At 63.9% G+C, this 23,310-nt stretch carries 22 protein-coding genes; 15 read left to right on the top strand and 7 right to left on the bottom strand.

Features of this window, described 5'->3' with window-relative positions; translation table 11 throughout:
• Window positions 1-121 precede the first annotated feature (121 nt).
• The gene (gene ada, locus GQO94_RS01160) at window positions 122-1,168 is read left to right on the top strand and encodes a bifunctional DNA-binding transcriptional regulator/O6-methylguanine-DNA methyltransferase Ada (RefSeq protein WP_156839309.1); all 1,047 of its coding nucleotides are present in this window, start codon (window positions 122-124) and stop codon (window positions 1,166-1,168) included.
• 13 nt (window positions 1,169-1,181) lie between these two features.
• On the opposite strand, the gene GQO94_RS01155 is transcribed toward ada, so the two are convergent.
• The 3 genes from GQO94_RS01155 to GQO94_RS01145 form a co-directional block, all read right to left on the bottom strand.
• A complete protein-coding gene (locus GQO94_RS01155; RefSeq protein WP_156839308.1) occupies window positions 1,182-2,738 on the bottom strand; it encodes a cryptochrome/photolyase family protein in 1,557 nt (518 codons plus the stop codon).
• A 65-nt stretch (window positions 2,739-2,803) separates the two neighbouring features.
• Entirely contained in the window at window positions 2,804-4,276 is a 1,473-nt protein-coding gene (locus GQO94_RS01150) for a tetratricopeptide repeat protein (RefSeq protein ID WP_156839307.1), read from the bottom strand.
• A 62-nt stretch (window positions 4,277-4,338) separates the two neighbouring features.
• Window positions 4,339-6,504: a primosomal protein N' gene (locus tag GQO94_RS01145; RefSeq protein ID WP_156839306.1), complete on the bottom strand. Its 2,166-nt coding sequence runs from the start codon at window positions 6,502-6,504 to the stop codon at window positions 4,339-4,341.
• Window positions 6,505-6,593: 89 nt separating this feature from the next.
• Between GQO94_RS01145 and GQO94_RS01140 the strand changes: the two genes are divergently transcribed.
• The 5 genes from GQO94_RS01140 (at window position 6,594) to GQO94_RS01120 (ending at window position 11,845) form a co-directional block, all read left to right on the top strand.
• Window positions 6,594-7,283 (top strand): DUF4197 domain-containing protein, encoded by a 690-nt coding sequence (locus tag GQO94_RS01140; protein ID WP_232332706.1) that lies wholly within the window; start codon window positions 6,594-6,596, stop codon window positions 7,281-7,283.
• Window positions 7,284-7,339: 56 nt separating this feature from the next.
• On the top strand, window positions 7,340-7,990 hold the full coding sequence (gene fsa / locus GQO94_RS01135) for a fructose-6-phosphate aldolase (protein WP_156839304.1): 651 nt from the start codon (window positions 7,340-7,342) through the stop codon (window positions 7,988-7,990).
• Window positions 7,991-8,236: 246 nt separating this feature from the next.
• Window positions 8,237-10,051, top strand: a complete 1,815-nt coding sequence (cobT, locus tag GQO94_RS01130; RefSeq protein WP_156839303.1) for a cobaltochelatase subunit CobT — start codon at window positions 8,237-8,239, stop codon at window positions 10,049-10,051.
• 234 nt (window positions 10,052-10,285) lie between these two features.
• Window positions 10,286-10,936 (top strand): nitroreductase, encoded by a 651-nt coding sequence (locus GQO94_RS01125; protein WP_232332721.1) that lies wholly within the window; start codon window positions 10,286-10,288, stop codon window positions 10,934-10,936.
• Window positions 10,937-10,939: 3 nt separating this feature from the next.
• A complete protein-coding gene (locus GQO94_RS01120; RefSeq protein WP_156839301.1) occupies window positions 10,940-11,845 on the top strand; it encodes a DMT family transporter in 906 nt (301 codons plus the stop codon).
• On the opposite strand, the gene GQO94_RS01115 is transcribed toward GQO94_RS01120, so the two are convergent.
• A complete protein-coding gene (locus tag GQO94_RS01115) occupies window positions 11,842-13,413 on the bottom strand; it encodes a DUF1570 domain-containing protein (RefSeq protein WP_156839300.1) in 1,572 nt (523 codons plus the stop codon). The genes GQO94_RS01120 and GQO94_RS01115 overlap by 4 nt on opposite strands.
• Window positions 13,414-13,626: 213 nt before the next feature.
• On the opposite strand from GQO94_RS01115, the gene cysS reads away from it, so the two are divergent.
• The 4 genes from cysS to GQO94_RS01095 all read left to right on the top strand — a co-directional run bounded on the left by cysS (window position 13,627) and on the right by GQO94_RS01095 (window position 18,322).
• A complete protein-coding gene (gene cysS, locus GQO94_RS01110; RefSeq protein WP_156839299.1) occupies window positions 13,627-15,081 on the top strand; it encodes a cysteine--tRNA ligase in 1,455 nt (484 codons plus the stop codon).
• A gap of 38 nt (window positions 15,082-15,119) precedes the next feature.
• On the top strand, window positions 15,120-15,611 hold the full coding sequence (locus GQO94_RS01105; protein ID WP_156839298.1) for a DUF3828 domain-containing protein: 492 nt from the start codon (window positions 15,120-15,122) through the stop codon (window positions 15,609-15,611).
• Window positions 15,608-16,552, top strand: a complete 945-nt coding sequence (locus GQO94_RS01100; protein WP_156839297.1) for a D-2-hydroxyacid dehydrogenase — start codon at window positions 15,608-15,610, stop codon at window positions 16,550-16,552. The genes GQO94_RS01105 and GQO94_RS01100 overlap by 4 nt, the downstream gene beginning before the upstream one ends.
• 93 nt (window positions 16,553-16,645) lie before the next feature.
• Window positions 16,646-18,322, top strand: coding sequence for an acetolactate synthase large subunit (locus tag GQO94_RS01095; RefSeq protein ID WP_156839296.1), 1,677 nt, complete (start codon window positions 16,646-16,648; stop codon window positions 18,320-18,322).
• 12 nt (window positions 18,323-18,334) lie between these two features.
• On the opposite strand, the gene GQO94_RS01090 is transcribed toward GQO94_RS01095, so the two are convergent.
• Window positions 18,335-18,706: a hypothetical protein gene (locus tag GQO94_RS01090; protein ID WP_156839295.1), complete on the bottom strand. Its 372-nt coding sequence runs from the start codon at window positions 18,704-18,706 to the stop codon at window positions 18,335-18,337.
• Window positions 18,696-18,899: a hypothetical protein gene (locus GQO94_RS01085; protein WP_156839294.1), complete on the bottom strand. Its 204-nt coding sequence runs from the start codon at window positions 18,897-18,899 to the stop codon at window positions 18,696-18,698. Before GQO94_RS01085 ends, GQO94_RS01090 begins: the two co-directional genes overlap by 11 nt.
• 94 nt (window positions 18,900-18,993) lie before the next feature.
• Here GQO94_RS01085 and GQO94_RS01080 point away from each other — a divergent pair, with 94 nt between their 5' ends.
• The gene (locus tag GQO94_RS01080) at window positions 18,994-19,644 is read left to right on the top strand and encodes a S24 family peptidase (protein WP_156839293.1); all 651 of its coding nucleotides are present in this window, start codon (window positions 18,994-18,996) and stop codon (window positions 19,642-19,644) included.
• A gap of 98 nt (window positions 19,645-19,742) precedes the next feature.
• On the top strand, window positions 19,743-20,381 hold the full coding sequence (locus tag GQO94_RS01075) for an MBL fold metallo-hydrolase (protein WP_156839292.1): 639 nt from the start codon (window positions 19,743-19,745) through the stop codon (window positions 20,379-20,381).
• Between the two features lie 21 nt (window positions 20,382-20,402).
• On the opposite strand, the gene GQO94_RS01070 is transcribed toward GQO94_RS01075, so the two are convergent.
• The gene (locus GQO94_RS01070; RefSeq protein WP_156839291.1) at window positions 20,403-20,795 is read right to left on the bottom strand and encodes an MAPEG family protein; all 393 of its coding nucleotides are present in this window, start codon (window positions 20,793-20,795) and stop codon (window positions 20,403-20,405) included.
• A 160-nt stretch (window positions 20,796-20,955) separates the two neighbouring features.
• On the opposite strand from GQO94_RS01070, the gene rpmF reads away from it, so the two are divergent.
• Genes rpmF through GQO94_RS01055 form a run of 3 tightly spaced genes read left to right on the top strand, consistent with a single transcriptional unit; the run spans window position 20,956 to window position 23,198 of the window.
• Window positions 20,956-21,135: a 50S ribosomal protein L32 gene (rpmF, locus tag GQO94_RS01065; protein ID WP_156839290.1), complete on the top strand. Its 180-nt coding sequence runs from the start codon at window positions 20,956-20,958 to the stop codon at window positions 21,133-21,135.
• 24 nt (window positions 21,136-21,159) lie between these two features.
• The gene (gene plsX, locus GQO94_RS01060; protein WP_156839289.1) at window positions 21,160-22,221 is read left to right on the top strand and encodes a phosphate acyltransferase PlsX; all 1,062 of its coding nucleotides are present in this window, start codon (window positions 21,160-21,162) and stop codon (window positions 22,219-22,221) included.
• Window positions 22,221-23,198: a beta-ketoacyl-ACP synthase III gene (locus tag GQO94_RS01055; RefSeq protein WP_198045735.1), complete on the top strand. Its 978-nt coding sequence runs from the start codon at window positions 22,221-22,223 to the stop codon at window positions 23,196-23,198. The genes plsX and GQO94_RS01055 overlap by 1 nt, the downstream gene beginning before the upstream one ends.
• The last annotated feature ends 112 nt before the right edge of the window (window positions 23,199-23,310 follow it).

Below are 23,310 nucleotides of genomic sequence, written 5' to 3'. Positions count from 1 at the left end.
AAGCGGGGCAGCGCCGATCCGCCTAGGAGGGGTTCCTAGCTTGATGGAGCTCGCGATGACATACCGAATTTCACCCTTTGCGCGCTTGCATGCCGAAGATCCGACAGCGAAGGATGTGTCCATGTCTGCTGTCGGGAATGACCTAGATGATACGCGCGCCTGGCAGGCGGTGCTGGCGCGCGACCGCGCGTTCGATGGGCGCTTCGTGACCGGCGTCCATTCCACCGGCATCTATTGCCGGCCGTCCTGTGCGGCGCGTCATCCCAAGCGGGAGAACGTGCGTTTCTATGCATCGCCGCAACTGGCGCGGGAAGCGGGCTTGCGGCCTTGCCTGCGGTGCCGGCCGGATGCGGTCTCGCGCGACGAGCAGGCCGTCTCCCGCGCGTTGGCACTGCTGCGCGAATCATCCGAGATGCTGTCGCTGGACGGGCTGGCGCGAGCCACTGGTTACAGCCGCACGCATTTTCAGCGCGTGTTCAAACGCGCGGTCGGGCTATCGCCCGCTGCCTATGCGCGGGCCTTGCGCGCGGAGCGTGCGGGCGCTGCGCTGAGCGAGGGCACCAGCGTCACCAAAGCCGTCTATGCGGCCGGGTACGGTGCGCCTTCACGCTTTTATGAGGCCAACCGCGAGCGCATGGGCATGGAGCCGAGCGCGTGGCGCGACGGCGGCCGCGGCGTCACGATCCGTTGGGCTCTGGTCGATACGACGCTCGGCCCGATGCTCGTCGCGGCCACCGACAAAGGCGTGTGCCGCTTGTCCTTCGACGAAGACCGGGAGGCGTTGGCACGACGCTTCCCGAACGCGACGCTGGAAGAGGGCGGTGAGGGCTTCGCCGAGTTGCTTGCCGACGTCGTCAGCGCGGTCGAGCAGCCGGGCGATTCGCGCGCCATTCCGCTCGACGTGCAGGGTACTGCGTTCCAGGAGGCGGTGTGGCGCGAGCTGCGCCGTATTCCGCCGGGCGAAACGCGATCCTATGCGCAGATTGCCGCAGCTGCGGGTAAGCCGATGGCCGTGAGGGCGGCAGGCTCTGCCAATGGCGCGAACAACGTCGCAGTGCTGATTCCCTGCCACCGGGTGATCCGCTCGGACGGGACGCTGGGCGGGTACGCCTATGGATTGGAGATCAAGCGGGAGCTGCTGAAGCGCGAGGCAAAGGATGGTGGTTAGATCGATCTCTTCCTCACGCCCGCGCCCAACCATTCTCAGCGGGTTTCAGGCTATCCAGAAACGCTTCCGCGCTTTCCAGATACGCCTTGCGCTTGTCCGCATCCATGCGGTCCCAAGTGGCGTAGACGCGGCTGATGCGCGGATTGTTCTCGAAGCGCTCGCGGTGGCGGTCCATGAAATGCCAGTAGAGCGGATTGAACGAGCAAGCGCCTTCCCCGTGCTTCTTCGAGACCGAATAGGCGCATTGTCCACAATAGTCGGACATCTTGTTGATGTAATTGCCGCTCGCCGCATAGGGTTTGGACGCCAGCTTTCCCTCGTCCGCCCATAGCGCCATCGCCGCCACGTTCGGCAGCTCTACCCATTCGTACGCATCGGCGTAGACCACCAGGAACCAGTCTTCCACTTCCTGCGGGCGGATACCGGCGATCAGCGCGAAGTTTCCCAGAACCATAAGCCGCTGGATATGATGCGCGTGGGCGTTGTCGCGGGTGGAGCGCACGCAGTCGGCAAGGCAGCGCATGTCGGTTTCGCCCGTCCAGTAGAACTCGGGCAAGGCGCGTTCCGCCTTTAACGCGTTGGCTTCGCGCAAGTCCGGCATCTGCAGCCAGTACATGCCACGGATATATTCGCGCCAGCCGATGATCTGGCGCACGAAGCCTTCGACCGCGTTCAACGGCGCATCACCCTCGCGCCAGGCTTCGGCGGCGCGCTCGCAACACTCGAGCGGATCGAGCAGCCCAAGGTTGATCGAAGTCGACAGCAGCGAGTGGAACAAGTCGTCCTCGCCGCAGACCATCGCGTCCTGATAAGTGCCGAAATCGGGCAGGCGCTCGGTGATGAAGGCGTCCAGGACGGACTTGGCCTGATCCGACGTGACCGGCCAACGGAACCGGTCGAGCGAGCCGAAGTGATCGGCAAACTCACGTTCCACCATTTCGATGACTTCGCACGTCATCGTGTCGGGCTTGAAGCTTGGGGCGGGCGGGGCGCGCATGTCATCGTCGGGCGAAGCGCGGTTCTGCTTGTCGTAGTTCCACTGGCCGCCCGCCGGTTCGTCCCCTTCCATGAGAAGCCCGGTTCGGCGGCGCATATCGCGATAGAAGGCTTCCATTCGCAAGTTGTCGCGATCCTCCGCCCAATCAGCGAATTCGTGGATCGCGCACAAAAACCGATCGTCGGCCAGCACTTCGACGTCGCGATCGAAGGCGTCGGGCCAATCATCGATCATCTCGCGCACGCGCCATTCGCCGGACTCGACAATGCGGATGCGTTCGGGATCGTGGCGCTGGATCGCGCGTTCGACTTCTCCGCTGAAGCTGCCGGAGTTTTCGGGATCGTCGAGCGCGATGTAATCGACGTGCCAGCCCGCCTGCCGCAATTCCTCAGCGAAGTGGCGCATTGCGGAAAAGATCAGCACGAGCTTTTGCTTGTGATGCTTCACGTACGTCGCTTCCTCGCGCACTTCCATCATCAGCACGACGGTATCGGCCTTGGTCATGCCGCGCAGAGACGCGAGCGTACGGGTAAGCTGATCGCCAAGGATGGGGACGAGGATCGGTCGAGTCATGGCAAGGCTAACGGACAAGCCCGCTTGCAGTGCCCTGGGATGCCCGATGGGGCGGAATCGCGGCGCTAGTTCGCCTCGGCGCGTGGGGCCTTTCCGGCGCCGGCCTGTTCGCGTGCGACGCGAATCTCGCGGAAGCGCTGGAGTGCAGCCTTCGCCTTGACGCTGGATTCGGGTTCGCCTGCCAGCCGGACCAGCAGTGCTTCGCCCTCGTCCAGGCGCCCTTGGGCGGCGAGGGCCAGAGCATAAGTCAGGCGCAGCTTCGGCACTTCCGAAGCAAGGCTATAGGCGCGCTCGATCAGAGGGAACGCCTCGATTGCCGAGACGCGGCCATCTTTCACGCGCGTCTGATAGTAGGCCAGCTGGACCAGGGGATCGTCGGGCGCGAGGCGGGCGGCCTCGGCCATGTAGGCTTGGACTTGCGCTTTCGGGCCGCGCCGCTTGCGCAGGAGCTCAGCCTTCATCACCAGCGCGCGCGCCATCTGCGGATCGAGAGCAAGTACGCGGTCGGCCTGGCCTTCCGCTTCCGGCTTGTCCAGCTGCGACAGCGCGACGGCATAGCGATACGCAATGTCGGCGCGGTCCGGATGATCGGCGGCAAGCGTGCCCAGCTCGGCCAGCGTCCGCTCACGATCCTTGCCGAACTGCCAGGTCAGCTCGAGTTCGAGCAGGCGCGAGGCCGGGCCGTCGAGCGGTTCGATCCTCGCGGGCTTCGGGGGGGCAAGCGCCATGGTCGATACCCGCTCGACCATGGCGCTTGCCGCGTGATCGCGCATTCGCTGTTCGATCAGCGAAACGTTGCCCAGTTCGAGCAGCGCCACATCATGCGCCTCACCCCTGGTCAACGCGTCGAGATATGCATCCAGCCTGCGCCCCAATAGCGGATCGTTTCGCAGCAAATGCACCAGCAACCAGGCATTGGCATAGAACCAACGTTCCTTGCCTTCGGGATAAGCGCCTTCGTCTTCTTCCAGCAGCGTCAGCAGCGGCACGCTCTTGCGGCGTGCGGTGCCCAGCCGAAACAGCGCGGGGCGCCCGATGGTAAAGCGGCCATCGGGCAGAAGCGTAAGCGTGCTGACGTAGTCGGCGTAGCCCTCGCGGTACCAGGCGGGCCAGGGCGCGGCGATGTGGCGGAACATGAAGTGGTGCGCGTACTCATGGAACAGCGTTTCGCGCGCGCTGGGGCCAGCCTTGCCGCTTTCCTTGCGGTGGGAGAAGATGACGCTGCCGTCGATCCGCGGCGCGTAGAATCCGGCGACGTGGTTGCGTGACAGCATATTTGCCACCGCCTTGGGATCCTTGAACAGATAGATCGTGAGCGGTGCGCCCGGGGGACCGTCCGGTACGCCCATTTCCAGGTGCAGCGCGGCGTCGTAGCGCTCCAGATCTTCGACCATTCTCGCCAGCGTCGCCGGTTCGCCTTGCGAATAGACGATAAAGCCGGGGGCACTGGCGCGGAGCCATTCCTCGGCACGGACCGCCGGCGCGAGCAGAACTGCGACGAGCGCGAGGACGCGGAGCAGGGCGGTGCGCATGCGCATGGGATGCGGCCTAGACCTTCGGAAGGGCACGCGGCAAGCCGGTTGCGGCCGAGCGCGGGTGCTCACACGAAGCTGTAGGGATCGACGTCGATGTTCACGCGCACGCTGCGCGGAAAATCGAAGGGATCGAGCCATTCGCGCAAAGTGCGCTGCAATTCGGCCGACCGGCGGGCGTTGATGAGCAGGCGAAAGCGATAGCGTCCACGTAGCAGCGCCATCGGCGCGGGGGCGGGACCGAACACCACGATGTCGGGCGCATCGGGCGCGCGCCCGCCGATCGCGCGGGCCACGTCGCGCGCTTCGGCCTGATCCTCGCTCGAGACGATGATCGCGGCCCAGCGCCCGAACGGCGGGGCGCCAGCATCTCGCCGCGCGCTCGTTTCGGCGGTGTAGAACGAATCGCGGTCCCCCGCCGCCAGCGCGGCAATCACCGAGGCTTCGGGGTGGCGCGTCTGCAGCAGGACTTCGCCCGGCTTCTCCCCGCGACCGGCGCGGCCTGCGACTTGCGCGATCTGCTGATAAGTACGCTCCGCTGCGCGCAAGTCCCCGCCTTCCAGGCCAAGGTCCGCATCCACCACGCCCACGAACGTCAGTTCCGGGAAGTGATAACCCTTGGTGACCAGCTGCGTGCCGACGATCACGTCGATCGCGCCTTCCTCAGCGGCGGCCACGAAGGCATTGACCGCTTCCGCATTGCCCAGCGTATCGGACGTGACCACTGCCACGCGCGCCTCGGGCATGATCTCGGCCACTTCGTCCGCGATTCGCTCGACCCCGGGCCCGCAAGCCACGAGGCAATCGGCGGTCCCGCAATCAGGGCACGTCTCGGGCGCGGGGACTTCATGGCCGCAATGGTGGCAGGCGAGCCGCTGGCTGAAGCGATGCTCGACCAGCCAGGCGGAGCAGTTGGGGCACTGGAAGCGGTATCCGCAATTGCGGCAAAGCGTCAGCGGCGCATAGCCCCGGCGGTTTAAGAACAGCAGGGATTGCTCGCCGCGCTCCAGCCGCTGCTGCATCGCCTCAACCACCGGCGGGGCCAGCCAGCGACCTCGTTCGGGCGGGTGTTTGCGCAAGTCGAGCGCCGCTATGTCTGGCATGCTGGCGCCGCCGAACCGGTCGGGCAGCTCGATGCGCGTGTAGATGCCCGCTTCGGCAAGTTGCATCGATTCGAGCGCGGGTGTGGCGCTGGCAAGCACGACGGGGACCTGCTCGAACCGGGCGCGGATCACGGCCACGTCGCGCGCATTGTAGCGCACCCCATCGTCCTGCTTGAACGACACCTCATGCGCTTCGTCGACAATGATCAGGCCGAGATCGGCAAAGGGCAGGAACAGCGCCGATCGCGCGCCGACCACCACTTGGGCCTGACCGTGCACGATCGCGCGCCAGGCGCGGCGCCGCTCGCTCGCCTTGCGCGAGGAATGCCACAGCACCGGGGCGACGCCGAAGCGCTGCTCGAAGCGGCGCAGGAAATTTTCGGTGAGCGCAATCTCGGGCAGCAGCACCAGCACTTGCCGACCCTCGCGCACGGCTTCGGCGACCGCTTCGAAATAGCATTCGGTCTTGCCCGAACCCGTGACGCCGTCGAGCAGAAACGGGGCGAACTTGCGCTTCGCCACGGCGGCGACCAGCGTGTCGCTGGCCTCGCGCTGACCGGGGTTGAGATCGGGCGGGGCGTGTTCGGGGCGTGGGGTCGGATAGGGCCGGTCGAGATCGACCAGCACGGCTTCCAGCAGGCCCGCACCGACCATGCCGCGCAAGACGCCTTCCGATACCGAGGCAAGCTCGGCCAGCTCGCGGATCGAGCCTTGTTCGCCCTGCAAGGCATCGAGGGCCGCCGCGCGTTGCGGCGTCATCCGCGCGGGTTCCGCGCCCGTAAGGCGATATTCGGTGGTCGTGCCCCCGCCGCGCAGCGCGCCGGTACTGCCCAGCGCCATCCGCGCGACGCCGGCCAAGGATGCGCAGTAGTAGTCCGCCGTCCATTCGATCAGACGGCGCAATTCGGCGGGCAGCGGAGGAACGGGCATGACTTCCAGCAGTGGACGCAGCTTCGCCTCGGGCACCTCCTGAGTTTTCAGACGTTCCGGTTCCCACACGATGCCAAGAATCTGGCGCGGGCCGAGCGGAGCGACTACGACCGACCCGACCTCGACCTGCATCCCGTCCGGGACCCGGTAATCGAGCGCGCCAAGCGCGGCGTTGAAGACGAGAAGACGGACGCGTTGCATAAACGCGCCTGATATAGGCAGGCGAGCGTGTCTCGCAAAAGGAGTGGGTGATGCAGGACTGGGGACGGAATTCGAATATGATCGATCAAGTGAGCCGCAGACGCATGCTTTTGGGTGGCATCGCGCTGTCGTCGCTCGCGGTCCTGCCGGGCTGCGCGACGACCATGGGCGGCGGTGCCAGTGGCGGCACGAGCATGGATTACAGCGCGGTGATCCGTCGCTTGCTGGACGTTTCCACGCGCCGCGCCTTCACCAGTCTTACCGCTCAGGACGGTTTCTGGAACAGCGCCGTGGCCCGCGTCGACATGCCGACGCTGTTCGGCAAGTCGACCGGTGCGTTCAAGGGTGTCCTTGCTTCGAAGCCGTTCCGCGAGCAGCTCCAGCGCCAGCTCAACCGCTTCGCGGAAGACGGCGCGCGCCGCGCGGCCCCGGTCGTGGCGGAAGCAGTGCGCAACATCTCGATCCCCGACGCCTACGCCGTGCTGCGCAGTGACGAACCGACTGCGGCGACGACGCTGCTGCGCTCCGCCATGGGGCCCGCGCTCGTCAACGCGATGATCCCCCAGTTGCAGGACACGATGAGCGCGGCCGACAATCCGATCGTCGGTCAGGCCCTGGCGGCGCTTTCGGGCGTGAACGTCGCCGATGCCGCCAAGGCCCTCGCGCTCGAGGCCGACAACGCGATCTGGTATCAGGTGGGCGCCGAAGAATCGAAGATCCGCCAGGATCCGGCCTCGACCAACGACCCGCTACTGATCGGAGCGCTGAAGCTGCTCTAGCCCGCACGAGGTCATAACCCTATAGCGTCCGGCGCGATTCGCTTCCGGGAGCTGACATGAAATTCTTCGTCGATACCGCCGATACCAAGGAAATCGCCGAGCTGGCCGAGACCGGACTGCTCGACGGCGTCACCACCAATCCCTCGCTGATTCACAAGTCGGGGCGGGATTTTATGGAAGTGACCAAGGAAATCTGCGGTCTCGTGGATGGGCCGGTCAGCGCCGAAGTGGTCGCGCTCGATCACGCGGAAATGATGCGCGAGGCCGAAGTGCTGCGCAAGATCGCGGACAATGTGTGCATCAAGGTGCCGCTCACGATCGACGGCCTCAAGACCTGCAAGAAGCTCACCGGCGACGGAACGATGGTCAACGTCACGCTGTGCTTCTCGGCCAACCAGGCGCTGCTCGCCGCCAAGGCGGGAGCGAGCTTCATCTCGCCCTTCATCGGCCGGCACGACGACAACGGCTTCGACGGACTCGACCTGATCCGCGACATCCGGCTGATCTACGACAACTACGCCTACGAAACCGAAATCCTGGCCGCCTCCATCCGCCATGGCGTGCACGTGCTGGAATGCGCCCGGATCGGGGCCGACGTGATGACCGCGCCGCCTGCGGTCATCAAGGGCCTGTTCAAGCACGTCCTCACCGACAAGGGCATCGAAGGCTTCCTCGCCGACTGGGCCAAGACCGGTCAGACAATCTAGGAAGCTTAAACCGACGCCCCCACCTTCCGACCGTCAGGCTGAACGCGTTTCAGCGTGCATCCCGCCCCCCGAATTGCCGGCGCGCGAGGAGAAATGGACCCTGAAACACGTTCAGGGTGACGAGTTCCTTGCGTCGGGACCGGATTGGTGCCGGGGTAGGGGAGGAGCCCCCGCCCCCCTTCGGGCAACGCGATTGTGCGCCGCAGCGTTTGAGCCTGCGCGACGCATGCGCTAGCGGGGGAGGCGATGTCCGACGAATCCCCCTCCGATCGCTTCAAGTCCGTCCTGACCGGCGCCAGCCGCGCCCTCGCGCACGATGCCGAGGTCGACGTCAACTGGACTGCCGAAGCTCCCGCCGCCGCGGGCAAGCAGTTTCGCGTGCCGATGCCGGGGCGCAGCCTGCCGCTTGGCGCGGCCATGGAAGCGCGCGGCTTTGCTGACAGCTTCGCGCTCAAGCTGCGTCATCATAACGAGGGTGTGCACGCGCGCTCGGCACCGACCGATCCGATCGCGCGGGCGTGCTACGATGCGGTAGAGCGGGTGCGATACGAAGCGCTCGGTGCCAATGGCTATTCGGGCATCCGCGCCAACCTCGATGCCTCGATGGATGTGCGGATGGCTTCGGACCCGATCGCACGAGCGGCCGCGGCCGACGAAGTGCCGATCCCGACCGCGCTTTCCCTGCTGCTGCGCGAACGGCTCACGGGGCAAGCCATACCCAAGGTGGCCGAGAAGGGCGTGGCGATGCTGCGCCAATGGATCGAGGGCAGCGCCGCCGCCGATTTCGACGCGCTCGCCGATCGGCTCGACGATCAGCAGGCGTTCCAGTCGCTCTCGCTCGACATGTTGCAGCATCTGGAGCTGACGCGGGCCGAGGACGTGCCGCAGGAACCCGACGACGCCGACGACATGGACGGCGACGAGGAGACCGAGGAAGAGCAGGCCGGCGACGACCAGGGGCAGGAGCAGCAGCCCGGCGAAGTGGCCGCCGAACCCAGCGAAGGGCAGGACGAGGGCGAGAGCGAGTCCGAAAGCGACGCGTCGGACGAAATGGAAGACGGCGAAGCCGGGGACGATGGCGAAGAAGGCATGATGCCGGTCCGCCCCAATCGTCCCTGGACCGACATTCCCGACAGCTTCGACTACGAGGTGTTCACCGAAAAGTTCGACGAGATCACGGCCGCGTCCGATTTGTGCGACGACGAAGAGCTGACTCGCCTGCGCGCCTATCTCGATGCGCAGCTCAAGGGGCTGCAGGGCGTCGTCACGCGGCTCGCCAATCGGCTGCAGCGCCGGCTGATGGCGCAACAGAACCGGTCCTGGGATTTCGATCAGGAAGAAGGCCTGCTCGATGCCGCGCGGCTCGCTCGCGTGGTCGTCTCGCCCGGGCAATCGCTGTCCTACAAAGTCGAACGCGATGTCCAGTTCAAGGACACGGTCGTCACGCTGCTGATCGACAATTCCGGCTCGATGCGTGGCCGTCCCATCTCGATCGCCGCGATCAGTGCCGACGTGCTGGCGCGCACGCTGGAACGCTGCGGCGTGAAGGTCGAGATCCTGGGCTTCACGACGCGCGCCTGGAAGGGCGGGCAGAGCCGCGAGGCCTGGCTGGCGGGCGGCAAGCCGCAGCATCCCGGCCGCCTCAACGACTTGCGCCACATCGTCTACAAGAAGGCGGACGAGCCCTGGCGCCGTGCGCGCAAGAACCTCGGCCTGATGATGCGCGAGGGGTTGCTCAAGGAAAATATCGACGGCGAGGCGCTGCTTTGGGCGCATTCGCGACTGCTCGCACGACCAGAGGATCGCCGGGTGATGATGGTCATTTCCGATGGCGCGCCGGTGGACGATTCGACGCTCAGTGTGAACAGCGCGGGATATCTCGAAGCCCACTTGCGGCGCGTGATCGAATGGATCGAACGGCAGTCTCCGGTCCAGCTCGTCGCCATCGGCATCGGCCACGACGTCACCCGCTACTATCGCCGCGCCGTTACGATCATGGACGCCGAGCAGCTCGGCGGCACGATGATCGAGCAGCTTGCAGGCCTTTTCGAGGAGGAATGAGTTGGTCGTTGTACGTAACATTGAATGGGACGGGAACGGTCATAGCAGTACGCGAAATGGCCGGGTGCAAGGCCAAACTGTCGCGATAATGTTCAAACTTCAGAACCATACACATTCGAACGAGGCGATTTGGCAAGTTCAAGTTGGTGTGCGGCGTTTCGATCAAACCTTTAGATATGCGCTCGACGCGCAGAACTTTGCAGCTGACAGATATTGGGGAATTGAAACTTGAACGTGTACGAAGCCGTGTCGACGCGCCGCTCGGTGCGGGCGTTCCTTGATAAGCCGGTACCGCACGAAACCGTAGTCCGCATGCTCGAGGCGGCGCGGATGGCGCCTTCGGGATGCAATTTCCAGCCCTGGGAAGCGACCGTGCTGCGCGGCGAACCGCTGAAGGCGCTGCAGGATGTGCTGCTGGCAAGCCCGCAGGACGATCCGATGGAATACGATTTTTCGGCTCCCGGCGCGGTCGAGAAGTATCAGCAGCGTCTCTCGGCGGTCGGCGCTTCGATGTACGGCGCGATGGAGATCGCGCGCGGGGACTCGGAAGAGCGGTCCGACTTCTCCCAACGAAATCTCACCTCGTTCGGCGCGCCCGTGCTGCTGCTCGCGCATTTTCCCAAGATGATGAAGGAGCCGCAGTGGTCGGACGTCGGCATGTGGTTGCAAACGATCATGCTGCTGGCCCGCGACGAGGGTCTCGATACCTGCCCGCAGGAATGGATGGGCATGTACGGGCGCACGATCAAGACGCACCTCGGACTGTCGGACGATACCCTGCTGTTCTGCGGGCTCGCGATCGGCTGGCGCGATGCCGATCACCCGGTCAATAATTTCGAGCGAGAGCGCGTGCCGCTCGACGAACAGGTCACGTTCCTGGGCTAGGCTATGACGGGCGCACTGTGGGTCGCATTCACCCTCGTGGCGGCGACCGCGCAGGTCCTGCGCAATTCGGCGCAAGCGGGCTTGACCAAGCGGATCGGCACGCTCGGCGCGACGCAAGTGCGCTTCGTATTCGGCTTGCCGTTCGCGGTCATCTTCTTGATCGCCGCAACGCTGGCGACCGGCGAGCCGTTACCGCCGGTTAAGGTAGCATCGCCCGGGTGGATCGTGCTCGGCGCATCGTCGCAGATCGCGGCCACGGCGCTGATGCTCGTCGCGATGAAAGCACGCGGCTTCGGCGTTGCATATGCCTACATCAAGACCGAGCCGGTGCTGGTCGCCCTATTCGGCGTTGTGCTGCTCGGCGAAATGCCGACGGCACTGGGCTGGGTGGCGATCGCGGTGGTGACGACCGGCGTCATCCTCGCGGCGACACCCCCCTCGCAACTCGGCAAGCTGGTGGGGGAACTGCGCCCCGCTGCGATCGGCGTAAGTTCGGGCGCATTCTTCGGGTTGTCCGCGATTGCCTTTCGCGGTGCAATCGAGGCGCTGCCCTCGGGCTCGTTCGTGATGCGCAGCCTGCTGATGCTGGCGATTTCGCTGGGGGTGCAGACGCTGCTGCTCGGCGTGTGGTTGGCGGTACGCGATCGCGCCGCCTTCGCCGGATCACTGCGCGAATGGCGGGTCAGCATCGGCGCTGGGTTTCTGGGCGCGCTCGCCTCGGCGGGCTGGTTCCTGGCGTTTTCGCTGACGAACGCGGCCAATGTGCGCACGCTCGGCCTCGTCGAGATGCCGCTGGCTGCGCTGCTGTCGCGGCGCGTGTCGGGCAAGGACCTGGCGAGGCACGAGTGGGCGGGGTTCGCGCTGATCACCGGCGGCGTCGCGTTGCTATTGATAGGGCACCGCGGTTAACCTTCGGCGGTGAGGGTATCGGGGGTCTCCGATTCAGCATCTTCGAGATGTGGCATGTAGGACGTGGGATCGAAGCTCGGGCCCCCCTTGATCGTTCCACTCTCGATCCCTGCCAGGATCGTCTGCGCCATCGTCGCGAAACCGCCACCGTGCGGGGCATAGGCGACCGGTCGCAGCTCGCTTCGTGCGAAGTCGAGCTTTTCATCGCGCAAATACATCATCGCCAACGTCATGTGTAAATCGATATCGAACGGCGCGAGTTGCGCGGCGCGGGCAAGGCCCTGCTTGGCGATATCGCTCGGCGCGAGCCCTTGCTCGACAAAACTGCGGTAGAAGTAAATTAGCGGCAGGGGGTGATCGTTCTCGATCCGGTTGAGCGCGATGAAAGGTCTGCGAGCCTGGGCATACGCCGCCGCGCTATCCGCGTCCGAAGCGTCTTCGGCAATGCGAAACAAGGCATAGCCCTTTTGGATATAAGCGTTCACTCGCGCAGGATCGATTGCGAGCGCACGGTCCGCAGCGGCGATCGCGGCCGCATCGTCGCCAGCATCGAATTCGGCTTCGGCCAGCACCGAGAGCACGGCCGGGTCGTCAGGATAAAGCTTCGCGAGCTGGCGGGCTTTCGCGACCAGAACTTCGGCGCGCTCGTCGTCAACGCCGACACGCGAGCGCATCTGCAAGGGCATGGCCGCCGCTTCGCCCTTGCCGAGTTCGCGCACTGTGATCGGGCTGACCGTGAGCTTCTCAGGCGTGAGAAAGAACGCAGACAACTTGCGACGCTTGCGATAGCTGTCCAACTCGCGGTCGAGCACCTTGAGGTCGCCGAACGCCTGCTTCGCGCTTTCCAGCGACGTGCGACCGCGTGCCAGGCTCTTCTGATAAGTCTCCAACTGGCCTTTGCGCGCGGGTTCGAAGCTCAGGTAATGATAGAGCAGCCAAGAGCGGCCGTAGAATTCATCGTAGGCCTTCTTGGCCCCGGCGCCCTTGGCATAAAGCGCCGCATCAAAGATTTCCTCGATCGGTACGGTTTCGGCCCAGGCCAGTTCGGCTGCTCTCTGCTGTGAGGGGCGGCCCACCGAGACAGTCCCGTCCCGCTCGAACTTGGCGGCGGCAAAGAACTCTGCAACCCCCTCGGACATCCACTTCGGCCAGGGAAAGGCGTTTGTCGATAAGGTGTAATGGTGTGCGTACTCATGGAGCAAATAGAACATCGAGGGAGAGAGATCGAAGAAACCCTTTCTATTCTCGTCGTTCGCCGCGATCGCGATCGAACCGCCTGCTCGCGGCACATAGAAGCCCTTCAGCATGCTCGATTGCGTGCCGTAGAGTTCCTGAACCTCGCGATCTGATGAGACGACGTAGACGGTAAGGCGGTTCGAAGGACTGGGCTTTTCCGCTTTTACGGTCGTCACGAAACGCAGGGCCGCATGATAGCGCTCCAGCCTGTCGGCGAAAGTGCGGATCTCGGCATCGCTTTGATTGCCGTAAATGACGAAATGATCGCTCGAGGCCTCTCGCCACTCGGCATGAGCGGGAAAAGGCACCAGCATCAGAATGAAAAGCGCCATGTGTACGAGACACTTGTTCGATTCAAATCGCAACGTATGCATAAGGTTTCGCACCATGGGATTCCTTTGCGGGATATATTACTCTCCCAAGGCGACGGATACTAAAATCCGCCGAATAAGCCCAAAATGAGCACAACTTTTTCAGATAACCTGGCGAGGTCTGCTTGACGGCTCTCTCTTGACCTTGCTTCGCGGCGGGATAAGGCGCGGCAGATGTCTGAAGTCGCTTCCCTCACACTGTTCAACAGCCTCACGCGGTCGCTCGAGCGGTTCGAGCCGGTCCATCCCGGCGAGGCGCGCGTCTATACCTGCGGGCCGACGGTCTACAATTACCCGCACATCGGCAATATGCGTGCCTACGTCTTCGCCGACGTGCTCTCGCGAACGCTGAGCTTCAAGGGGTACGACGTCACCCACGTCATCAACATCACCGATGTCGGCCACCTCACCGACGACGCGGATGCGGGTGAGGACAAGATGGAGAAGATGGCGGCAGCGAAGTCGCAGTCGATCTGGGACATCGCCAAGCACTATACCGAGGCCTATTGGGCGGACATCGCCGCGCTCAATATCCGGCAACCGGCGAAGTGGTCGATCGCGACAGATTACGTGCCGCAGATGCTCGAATTCGCCGAGACGATCGCGCCGAAGCACTGCTACGAGCTCGCGAGCGGGCTCTACTTCGACGTTTCGACCGTCGCGGATTACGGGCGTTTGGCGCGCGCCGTGACCGAGGAAGGGGAGGGCCGCATCGACGCGGTCGAGGGCAAGCGCAACGCCGCCGACTTCGCGATCTGGCGCAAGACTCCGGCGGGCGAAACGCGGCAGATGGAATGGGATTCACCGTGGGGCAGGGGGGCACCCGGCTGGCACCTCGAATGCTCGGTGATGTCGGGCGACCTGCTCGGCTTTCCGTTCGACATTCACACCGGCGGTATCGATCACCGCGAGATCCATCACCCCAACGAGATCGCCCAGAATCAGGCGTTCTGCTGCACCAATGGCCTCGACGCGGTCGAAAATTCGGGCGCGCGCTTCTGGATGCACAACAACTTCCTCGTCGAGCGGTCGGGCAAGATGAGCAAGTCTTCGGGCGAATTCCTTCGTCTGCAGTTGCTGATCGACAAGGGCTACCACCCGCTCGCGTACCGGATGATGTGCCTTCAGGCGCACTACCGGTCCGAGCTGGAGTTCTCCTGGGAAGGGCTTGGCGCGGCTCTGACTCGCCTCAAGCGCATGCTGATGGCGAGCGAAAAGCTGGCCGATGTCGCAGCCGGGGATCCAGGGCATCCGAAGCTGGCACCGCTGCTGGCTTCGTTCGAGGCCGCGATCTCCGAAGACCTCAACACTCCGGTCGCGCTGACGGTCGTGGAAGAGGCTTTGGCGATGAAAAAGGTCGATCTCGGCGCCAAGCGGGCCGTCATCGAACGCATGGATCGGGTGCTCGGGCTGGATCTGTTCAGCAAGACACGCGCCGACTTGCGGCTCCGGCCAAGCGCGGTCAGCCTTTCCGAAGGCGACATCGAAACGGTGCTCGAACGCCGCAAGGCCGCGAGAGCGGAGAAGGACTTTGCCGCGTCCGACGCCCTGCGCGACGAGCTCGCCGCGCAAGGCGTCGAAGTGATGGATGGCGATCCGCTCGGTTGGGAATGGAAAATCGGTGCGTGATCGGGCAGGCTGGCTAAAACCGAGATAGAGAGCGCGATATGAGAAAGTTGCTGATCTGTGTGTCGCCGCTGCTCGCGCCGGCTCCGGTGCTGGCGGGGGATCCCGAGATGGAAGCCGCGATCGACGCCCTTTACGCGCCGTACTTTGCCGACACCGACGATCTCGAAGCGACGCTGCCGGCGTGGGAGCGGCCGATCTTCAGCAAGGACCTGGCAGCACTCGTCGAACGCTGGCATGCCACGCTTCCCGCGAACGAAGCGGATGACTTGAGCGGAGCCGACTGGCTGTGCCAATGCCAGGACTGGGACGCGAGCACGTTCAGCACCGAAGTGTTCGAATCGACTGTCACCGGCAATACCGCCAACGCCAATGTGCGGATCGTCGTCTTTCCCGGCGCGGAGCATAAAGCCGCCTTCCATCTCGTCCGCGAAGACGGCGCCTGGAAGATCGATGATCTCGTAGCATCCGATTTCCCCGACGGTTTGCGTCAGAAGCTACGCGAAGTCATCCAAGGACACGCGCGCCAGTGACGCGCACATCGGTGGCTCTCAACGAGCGGCTTCGGCCTTTGCTGGGAGATACCTTGCCCGCCTGGGTGGAGCCGCGCTGGTTCGCCGATGGGGACGCGCTTCTCGAGATCGCGCCGATCGTCGAGATCGGGTGGTTCGACACCTTCGATTTTCACCATACGCTGGAGGCCTACACCAAAGCCGAAAACGCCTGCTGGCTCAATACGATGGCCGCCGGGGTAGAAGGTTTCCCGCTCGATCTGATGCGCGAGCGGGGCGTGATCTTTACCAATGGCGCCAAGCTCAATGCCCGTCCCATTGCCGAATACGTGCTGATGGGCATGCTCAGCGTCGCGAAGGGCTATCGCGAGGTCGTGCGCGCGCAGGATCGCCGCGAGTGGCTGGAAAAACCGCCGGGCCGTGGCCAGATCGAAGGAGCGCAAGGGCTGGTGCTTGGCGCCGGCGGAATCGGCAGCCGGGTTGCCGAACTGCTGCGTGCGCTCGGTGCGAAAGTGACCGAAGCGCGCCGGACGCCGGCGCCAGGCGTGCTGGGCGAGCATGAATGGCGCGGCAAGCTGGGCGAATTCGACTGGATCGTCGTCGCCGTCCCCGCGACCAGCGCGACGGACAAAATGCTCGGCGCTGCGGAATTTGCCGCGATGAAGCCCGGAGCCAGCATCATCAACATCGCGCGCGGAGCGGTGATCGATCAGGACGCGCTGCTTGCGGCACTGGATGCAGGATCCGTCGGGGCGGCCTTCCTCGACGTGACCGATCCCGAGCCGCTTCCCGCCGACCATCCGCTTTGGGTTCACCCCGGTGTGCAGATCTCCATGCACTTGTCCGGCCAGTCGCAAGATTCGCTTTATCGACTGGCGGCGGGGCGCTTTCTCGAGAACCTTTCACGCTGGCATGATGGCGTGCCGCTGGATTCGGTGGTCGACCTCGAGAAAGGCTATTGAGCCAGCGAAATCCCCTAACTGTTTTGCCGGTGACTTGCTCAAACCCTTTTGTTAGGCCCGCCCGGCAAGGGGAAACGGGAAGGGTATTCGAGCATGTCGGGCAGTGGGAAGACCAAGGCTTCTGATCTCTTCGTTCAATGTCTCGAAGAAGAGGGCTGCGAGTACATTTTCGGCGTTCCCGGCGAAGAAAACCTCGATTTCCTCGATTCCCTGTCCCGCTCCGACAAGATCAAGCTGATCCTCACCCGGCACGAGCAGGGTGCCGGTTTCATGGCCGCGACTTATGGGCGGCACACAGGCAAGACGGGTGTGTGCCTCGCGACGCTGGGCCCTGGCGCGACCAATCTGGTCACTGCCGCCGCCTACGCGACGCTGGGCGGTATGCCGATGCTGATGATCACTGGCCAGAAGCCGATCAAGAAATCGAAGCAGGGCCGATTCCAGATCCTCGATGTCGTCTCGATGATGCATCCGATCACCAAGTACGCGCATCAGATGGCGTCCTCGGACAACATTCCGAGCCGAGTACGCGAGGCTTTCCGTCTCGCGGAAGAGGAAAAGCCCGGCGCCTCGCATATCGAACTGCCCGAAGACATCGCCGACGAGCATACGGATTCGCTTCCGGTCAAGCGCAGCACGGTGCGCCGCCCGGCCGCCGATGTGAAATCGATCCGGCAAGCGGTGGTCGCGCTGGAAAATGCCAAGAATCCCGTGCTCGTGATCGGGGCCGGTGCCAACCGCACGATGACCAGCCGCATGCTGGCGCAATTCGTCGAGAAGACCGGCATCCCGTTCCTTACGACCCAACTCGGCAAGGGCGTGCTGGACGAGCGGCATCCCAAGTTTTTGGGCTGCGCCGCGCTTTCGTCGGGCGATTTCGTTCACGGTGCGATCGAGACGTCGGACTGCATCGTCAACATCGGCCACGACGTGATCGAAAAGCCGCCGTTCTTCATGCACAACGATGGTGCGACGCACGACAAGCGCACCGTCATCCACGTTTCGACCAATACCGCCGAAGTCGATCCGGTCTATTTCCCGCAGATCGAAGTGATCGGCGACATCGCCAATGCCATCTGGCAGATCAAGGAAGACATCGTTCCTTCCGGCGCGTGGAACTTCGATCGCATGCTGGCCTTCCGCAAGGCCGAGGTCGAACACACCCGCCAGCTGGCGGAGGATGCTCGCTTCCCGATCTTCCCGCCGCATCTGGTGAAGCAGGTGCGCGACTGCCTGCCGGACGACGCGATCATCTGCCTCGATAACGGCGTCTACAAGATCTGGTTCGCGCGCGGCTACACCGCCTATCGACCCAACACCGTGCTGCTGGACAATGCGCTGGCGACGATGGGGGCGGGGCTCCCCTCGGCGATGATGAGCGCGATGCTCTATCCCGAGCGCAAGGTCATGGCGATCTGCGGCGACGGCGGTTTCATGATGAACAGCCAGGAGATGGAGACCGCGGTGCGCCTCGGGCTCAATCTCACGGTCATCGTGCTGAACGACAGCTCCTACGGCATGATCCGCTGGAAGCAGACCAACATGGGCTTCAAGGACTGGGGCCTGACCTACGGCAACCCCGACTTCGTGAAGTATGCCGAAAGCTATGGCGCGAGCGGATACCGGATCGAAAGCGCAGCGCACCTGGCCGAAACCCTGGCGCACTGCCGCGATACGCCGGGGGTCCATCTGGTCGATTGCCCGGTGGACTACTCCGAGAACGACGAGATCCTCAACCATACGATCAAGACGCTCTCGAAGCAGGTTTGACGGCTCTGGCGGTCAGTCTTCGTGCAAGAGCAGGATTTCACTCTCGACTCGCATCCTGGGCTGGCCCGCGAGGGAATGCTCCACGGAGACGATCGTGGCGTCTGCGACGAGATGGCCGGGAATAGCGAATTCGTGATCGGGCAGCCGTTCGATCAGGGTTTCTCCAAGCGCGACGGCATCGATGCCCTCGAACTCGAGCATGAAATGATGGCGCGAACCCTCGAAGGTCGCGCTGGCCCAAGCGCGTTCTTCGTGATTGACCAGCGTGCCTTTGCCAGCGGCGATCGCGAGCATCTGCGCAAGGATCGCCAGCCAAGCTCCGCGATGCCCCTTTGCCCTCAGCTTCGCCACCAGCGCGCGCGACTGTTCGGGATCAACCAGCATGGCGGGTCTCCACGGGCAGGGCGGCGCGGTACCCGGCGATAAAGCCGTCCACCCGTGCCTCGGTATCGGGGCGCGGCAAGCGGCCGTTGCGCAAGTCGGCGACGAAGCGGGGATCGTGCGTCGCGAGACGACCGAATTTGGTCCAAGCCATATCGGTTTCCCGCAGGAAGATTTCGATACGTCGTAGCAGCATGAGGCCTCCCAATAGCGAATCGTGAAGAAGTTCATGATATGTTCCGCCTCAAATCCTACTTGTCTAGGATTTTTCCTACGCCTATGCTTCTCATATGGAACTCGACCCATCTCGTCAGCGCTTGCTCGACCTCGCCGGGTTGCGCGGAGTCAGCTTGTCGCAGCTTTCGCGAATGCTCGGCAAAAACCCCAGCTATCTGCAGCAATTCGTGCGCAAGCGGAGTCCGCGCAAACTGGAGGAGACCGATCGCGCCACACTGGCCCGCTTTTTTGGTGTCGGCGAGGCGGAACTGGGCGCGCCGCCAGAATTTTCCTATGCCGAAGGGCGTGAACAGCCGCTCAGGGACTGGATCGAAGTGCCGCGCCTTTCGTTGGGCGCATCGGCGGGGCCGGGGGCGGATGCCGATGCCGAGGCCGCGTTCGATACGTTCCGCTTTTCCGCTCGCTGGCTGCGCGAGATGGGGCTCGATGCCAAGGCCTTGTCCGCGATTCACGTCACCGGCGATTCGATGGAGCCGACGTTGCGCGACGGCGACGAGATCCTGGTCGATTCGCGGCCCAGCCCCTTGCGTGACGGCATCCACGTCGTCCGCCTAGATGACATGGTCCTGGTGAAACGTCTGGAAACGGCGAGGCCGGGGCGGATCGCGCTGCTGAGCGACAATCCCGCCTATCGTCCGATCGACTGCGCCGCGAGCGAGGTGGTCGTCATCGGCAGAGTTGTGTGGAAGAGTGGAAGGATCTGAGCAAAGCCGGCTTTCGCAGGCAAACCATTGCATTGCCGGCCCGCTGAAGCCATTTGCGCTGCATGACACAACCGGACACGAACCGCCCTGAACCGCCAATGCGCGTCGCCATCCTGCCCGTGACAGCGCTCGAACAGAATTGCTCGCTGATCTGGTGCACGAAGACCAGGAAGGCGGCCCTGGTCGATCCGGGCGGCGATCTCGACAAGCTCAAGGCGGCAGTGGAGAAGGCCGGGGTGACGCTCGAGAAAGTGCTCGTCACGCATGGCCACCTCGATCACTGCGGTCTCGCCGGTGAACTGGCGAAGGAAATCGGGATCCCGCTGGAAGGACCGCAGGAAGAAGACCGCTTCTGGATCGCGCAGCTCGACGAGGATGGGCCGCGCTGGGGCATGGAGGCGCACAGCTTCGAACCCGACCGCTGGCTGGAGAACGGCGACACGGTGACGGTCGGCGAACTCGAACTCGACGTCTATCATTGCCCGGGCCACACGCCGGGACACGTCGTGTTCCATCACGCGCCGTCGAAATTCGCCATCGTCGGCGACGTGCTGTTCAAGGGCTCCGTCGGCCGTACCGATTTTCCGCGCGGCGATTTCGCGACTTTGGCGGAATCGATCACGGGCCGGCTATGGCCGCTCGGCAACGATACGACCTTCGTGCCCGGCCACGGACCGATCAGCACGTTCGGGGACGAGCGGCGAACCAACCCGTTCGTGGGCGACGCCGTCCTCTAGGACGCCGTCCTCCAGGAGGGGTCAGATCACTCCCAGCGCGATCAGCACCGCGACCGCGGCCAGGCCGGCGGCGACCAGCATGGTCACGAGCATCCCACCGCCGCGCAGCGGGCCGGCATTGGTCTGGTCCATGCCGATGGCGTGCGCCACGCGCGCGAGCAGAAACAGCGCGCCGACGAAGGCGATCCAGCGGCCGCCCTTGCCGGTCAATTCGATCGCGGCGATCAAGATCAGCACGATCGGCGTATTTTCGATGAAATTGGCATGGGCCCGCATGCGCTGCATCAACAGTGGCTTGCCCGCATCGCCATGCAGGACGCTTTCGGAAATCCGCAGCCGGACGACCCGGTAGATCAGCCAGAGGTTGATAATGGCGGCGGCGGCGGCAAGAGATAGCGTCGTCTGGAGAATCACGGACAAATCCTGTTTCTGTGGGTTCGATCAGAGTGTGCGCTCGTGGAACGGGTTGCAACTCGTCGCAGATCGGGTATAGGCGCGCCTTCGCGAGCCGCCGGGCCGGTAGGTCACCGGCGGCCTTTTTGACAATGCTGTATTTGTAGGAACAGGTGCCAAGATGGCTGTCCCTAAGAGAAAAACGTCCCCGTCACGTCGGGGCATGCGCCGCAGCCATGATGCTCTCAAGGCCGAAGCGTTCCACGAATGCTCGAACTGCGGTGAGCTCAAGCGCCCGCACAACCTTTGCTCGGCTTGCGGTCATTACAATGGCCGTGAGATTGTTGCTGTCGAGATCTAAGTCCGAACCACCGGAGACAAGTCGATGAGTTTGCCGCGTATCGCCGTCGATGCGATGGGCGGTGACGAAGGCGTGCGCGTGATGGTCGAAGGCGCGGCAATCGCGCGTCGCCGTCACGAGCAGTTCAAGTTCTTGCTGGTGGGCGACCAGACGCGGATCGAAGCCGCACTGCAGGCGCACCCGAACTTGCGCGCTTCATCCGAAATCCGCCACACCGAGGACGTGATCACGGGCGAGGATCGGCCGAGCCAGGCCCTTCGTCGTGCCAAGACCACCTCGATGGGGCAAGCGATCGCGGCGGTGAAGTCCGGCGATGCCGGTGCGGCGATCAGTGCCGGCAATACCGGCGCGCTGATGGCGATCTCCAAGCTCACCTTGCGGACCATGCCGGGGATCGACCGGCCGGCGCTGGCCGCGCTGATCCCGACTTTGGGCGACAACGACGTGGTCATGCTCGATCTCGGCGCAAACACCGAGTGCGACACGCGCAATCTGGTGCAGTTCGCGATCATGGGCGCTGCCTATGCTCGCGTCATGACCGGCCGGGAAGCGCCGCGCCTGCGGCTGCTCAATATCGGCACCGAGGAAATCAAGGGCACCGACCTGCTGCGCGACGCGGCGCAAATCCTCAAGGAAGCGGCCGATGATCTGTCGATCGAGTTCGATGGCTTCACCGAGGCGGACAAGCTATGCCGCGGCGATGTCGATGTCGTCGTGACCGACGGATTTTCGGGCAACATCGCGCTCAAGGCGGTCGAAGGGACCGCGCGGTTCGTCGGCGACTTGCTGCGCCGCAGCTTTTCCAGCTCGCTGCGTTCGAAAGTGGGCTTCCTGATTTCCAAACCCGCGACCGAGCTACTGAAGCACCATCTCGATCCCAACAATCACAATGGCGGCGTCTTTCTGGGCCTCAACGGTATCGTGGTGAAAAGCCACGGCAGTGCGAGTGCGGCCGGTGTAGCGCATGCGGTCGCGGTCGCGGCGCGGCTGCTCGAGGAGAATGTTACGGTGCGGATCACCGCCGATCTGGCGCGCGTGGGTGAGAAGAGTCTTGGCATGCGTCGGCAGCAGGAGGCGCGAGCCTGATGCGCCGTTCCATACTGGTCGGAACCGGTTCGGCCCTGCCCAAGCGTGCGGTGTCGAACGCGGAACTGGCTGAAAGCCTCGACCTCGAAACCAGCGACGAATGGATCGTCGAACGCACCGGCATCACCAACCGCTATATCGCGGGCGATGACGAAACCACTGCGAGCCTGGCGACGATCGCGGCCTGCGAAGCGCTCGAGGCTGCCGGGATGGCGGCCAGCGACATCGATCTCATCGTTCTTGCCACGGCGACGCCCGATCAGACGTTTCCCGCCACCGCGACCGTGGTCCAGCAAAATCTCGGCTGCAACGGCGGCATCGCCTTCGATGTGGCGGCGGTCTGCTCCGGCTTTCTCTATGCGCTCGGCGTCGCCGACTCGATGCTGCGTTCCGGAATGGCGAACCGGGCGCTGGTGATCGGCGCCGAAACCTTCAGTCGCATCCTCGACTGGGAAGATCGCACCACTTGCGTCCTGTTCGGGGACGGTGCCGGAGCGATCGTGCTGGAAGCGCGTGAGGTCTCCGATGGACCGGATGAACGCGGCATCCTGGCCACCCGGCTGCACGCGGATGGTGCGCATAACCAGCTGCTGTTCGTCGACGGCGGCCCTTCGACCACGGGCACGGTGGGCAAGCTGAGGATGAAGGGCCGCGAAGTCTTTCGTCACGCTGTGTTCAATTTAGCACAAGTCCTACGTGAAGTGCTTGAAGATACGGGACTTCAGGTTTCGGACATTGATTGGCTGGTTCCGCACCAAGCCAATGCGCGCATACTTGATGCCACTGCGAAGAAGTTAGCGTTACCTGCTGAAAAAGTTATTATGACAGTGGCACAACATGCCAATACTTCTGCAGCATCTGTTCCCTTGGCACTGTCTGTAGCCGTTCGGGACGGGCGAATTCAGCAGGGCGACCTTGTCATGCTCGAGGCAATGGGTGGTGGTTTTACTTGGGGCGCAAGTTTAATCCGAATGTAACTTTGGTTTCAGTCCGCGGGGCCTGAAATTACTTTTGGCCTAAGCATTGCGTTTCCCGCGTATTGCCATATGATCCGTAAGGGTTGCGTGGCAAGGATTGGGGAAAGGTGCG

The organism is Novosphingobium aquimarinum, from assembly GCF_009746585.1.
Classification (GTDB): Bacteria; Pseudomonadota; Alphaproteobacteria; order Sphingomonadales; family Sphingomonadaceae; genus Novosphingobium; species Novosphingobium aquimarinum.
The sequence above is the reverse complement of the archived record's forward strand: the minus strand, read 5'-3'. Positions and strand labels throughout refer to the sequence as shown.

Bases quoted from the DNA above. Each gene is read 5' to 3' on its own strand.
- ada (WP_156839309.1), top strand. From the start codon at position 122: ATGTCTGCTGTCGGGAATGACCTAGATGATACGCGCGCCTGGCAGGCG.
- GQO94_RS01155 (WP_156839308.1), bottom strand. From the start codon at position 2,738: ATGACTCGACCGATCCTCGTCCCCATCCTTGGCGATCAGCTTACCCGT.
- GQO94_RS01150 (WP_156839307.1), bottom strand. From the start codon at position 4,276: ATGCGCATGCGCACCGCCCTGCTCCGCGTCCTCGCGCTCGTCGCAGTT.
- GQO94_RS01145 (WP_156839306.1), bottom strand. From the start codon at position 6,504: ATGCAACGCGTCCGTCTTCTCGTCTTCAACGCCGCGCTTGGCGCGCTC.
- fsa (WP_156839304.1), top strand. From the start codon at position 7,340: ATGAAATTCTTCGTCGATACCGCCGATACCAAGGAAATCGCCGAGCTG.
- cobT (WP_156839303.1), top strand. From the start codon at position 8,237: ATGTCCGACGAATCCCCCTCCGATCGCTTCAAGTCCGTCCTGACCGGC.
- GQO94_RS01120 (WP_156839301.1), top strand. From the start codon at position 10,940: ATGACGGGCGCACTGTGGGTCGCATTCACCCTCGTGGCGGCGACCGCG.
- GQO94_RS01115 (WP_156839300.1), bottom strand. From the start codon at position 13,413: ATGGCGCTTTTCATTCTGATGCTGGTGCCTTTTCCCGCTCATGCCGAG.
- cysS (WP_156839299.1), top strand. From the start codon at position 13,627: ATGTCTGAAGTCGCTTCCCTCACACTGTTCAACAGCCTCACGCGGTCG.
- GQO94_RS01105 (WP_156839298.1), top strand. From the start codon at position 15,120: ATGAGAAAGTTGCTGATCTGTGTGTCGCCGCTGCTCGCGCCGGCTCCG.
- GQO94_RS01095 (WP_156839296.1), top strand. From the start codon at position 16,646: ATGTCGGGCAGTGGGAAGACCAAGGCTTCTGATCTCTTCGTTCAATGT.
- GQO94_RS01090 (WP_156839295.1), bottom strand. From the start codon at position 18,706: ATGCTGGTTGATCCCGAACAGTCGCGCGCGCTGGTGGCGAAGCTGAGG.
- GQO94_RS01085 (WP_156839294.1), bottom strand. From the start codon at position 18,899: ATGCTGCTACGACGTATCGAAATCTTCCTGCGGGAAACCGATATGGCT.
- GQO94_RS01080 (WP_156839293.1), top strand. From the start codon at position 18,994: ATGGAACTCGACCCATCTCGTCAGCGCTTGCTCGACCTCGCCGGGTTG.
- GQO94_RS01075 (WP_156839292.1), top strand. From the start codon at position 19,743: ATGCGCGTCGCCATCCTGCCCGTGACAGCGCTCGAACAGAATTGCTCG.
- rpmF (WP_156839290.1), top strand. From the start codon at position 20,956: ATGGCTGTCCCTAAGAGAAAAACGTCCCCGTCACGTCGGGGCATGCGC.
- plsX (WP_156839289.1), top strand. From the start codon at position 21,160: ATGAGTTTGCCGCGTATCGCCGTCGATGCGATGGGCGGTGACGAAGGC.
- GQO94_RS01055 (WP_198045735.1), top strand. From the start codon at position 22,221: ATGCGCCGTTCCATACTGGTCGGAACCGGTTCGGCCCTGCCCAAGCGT.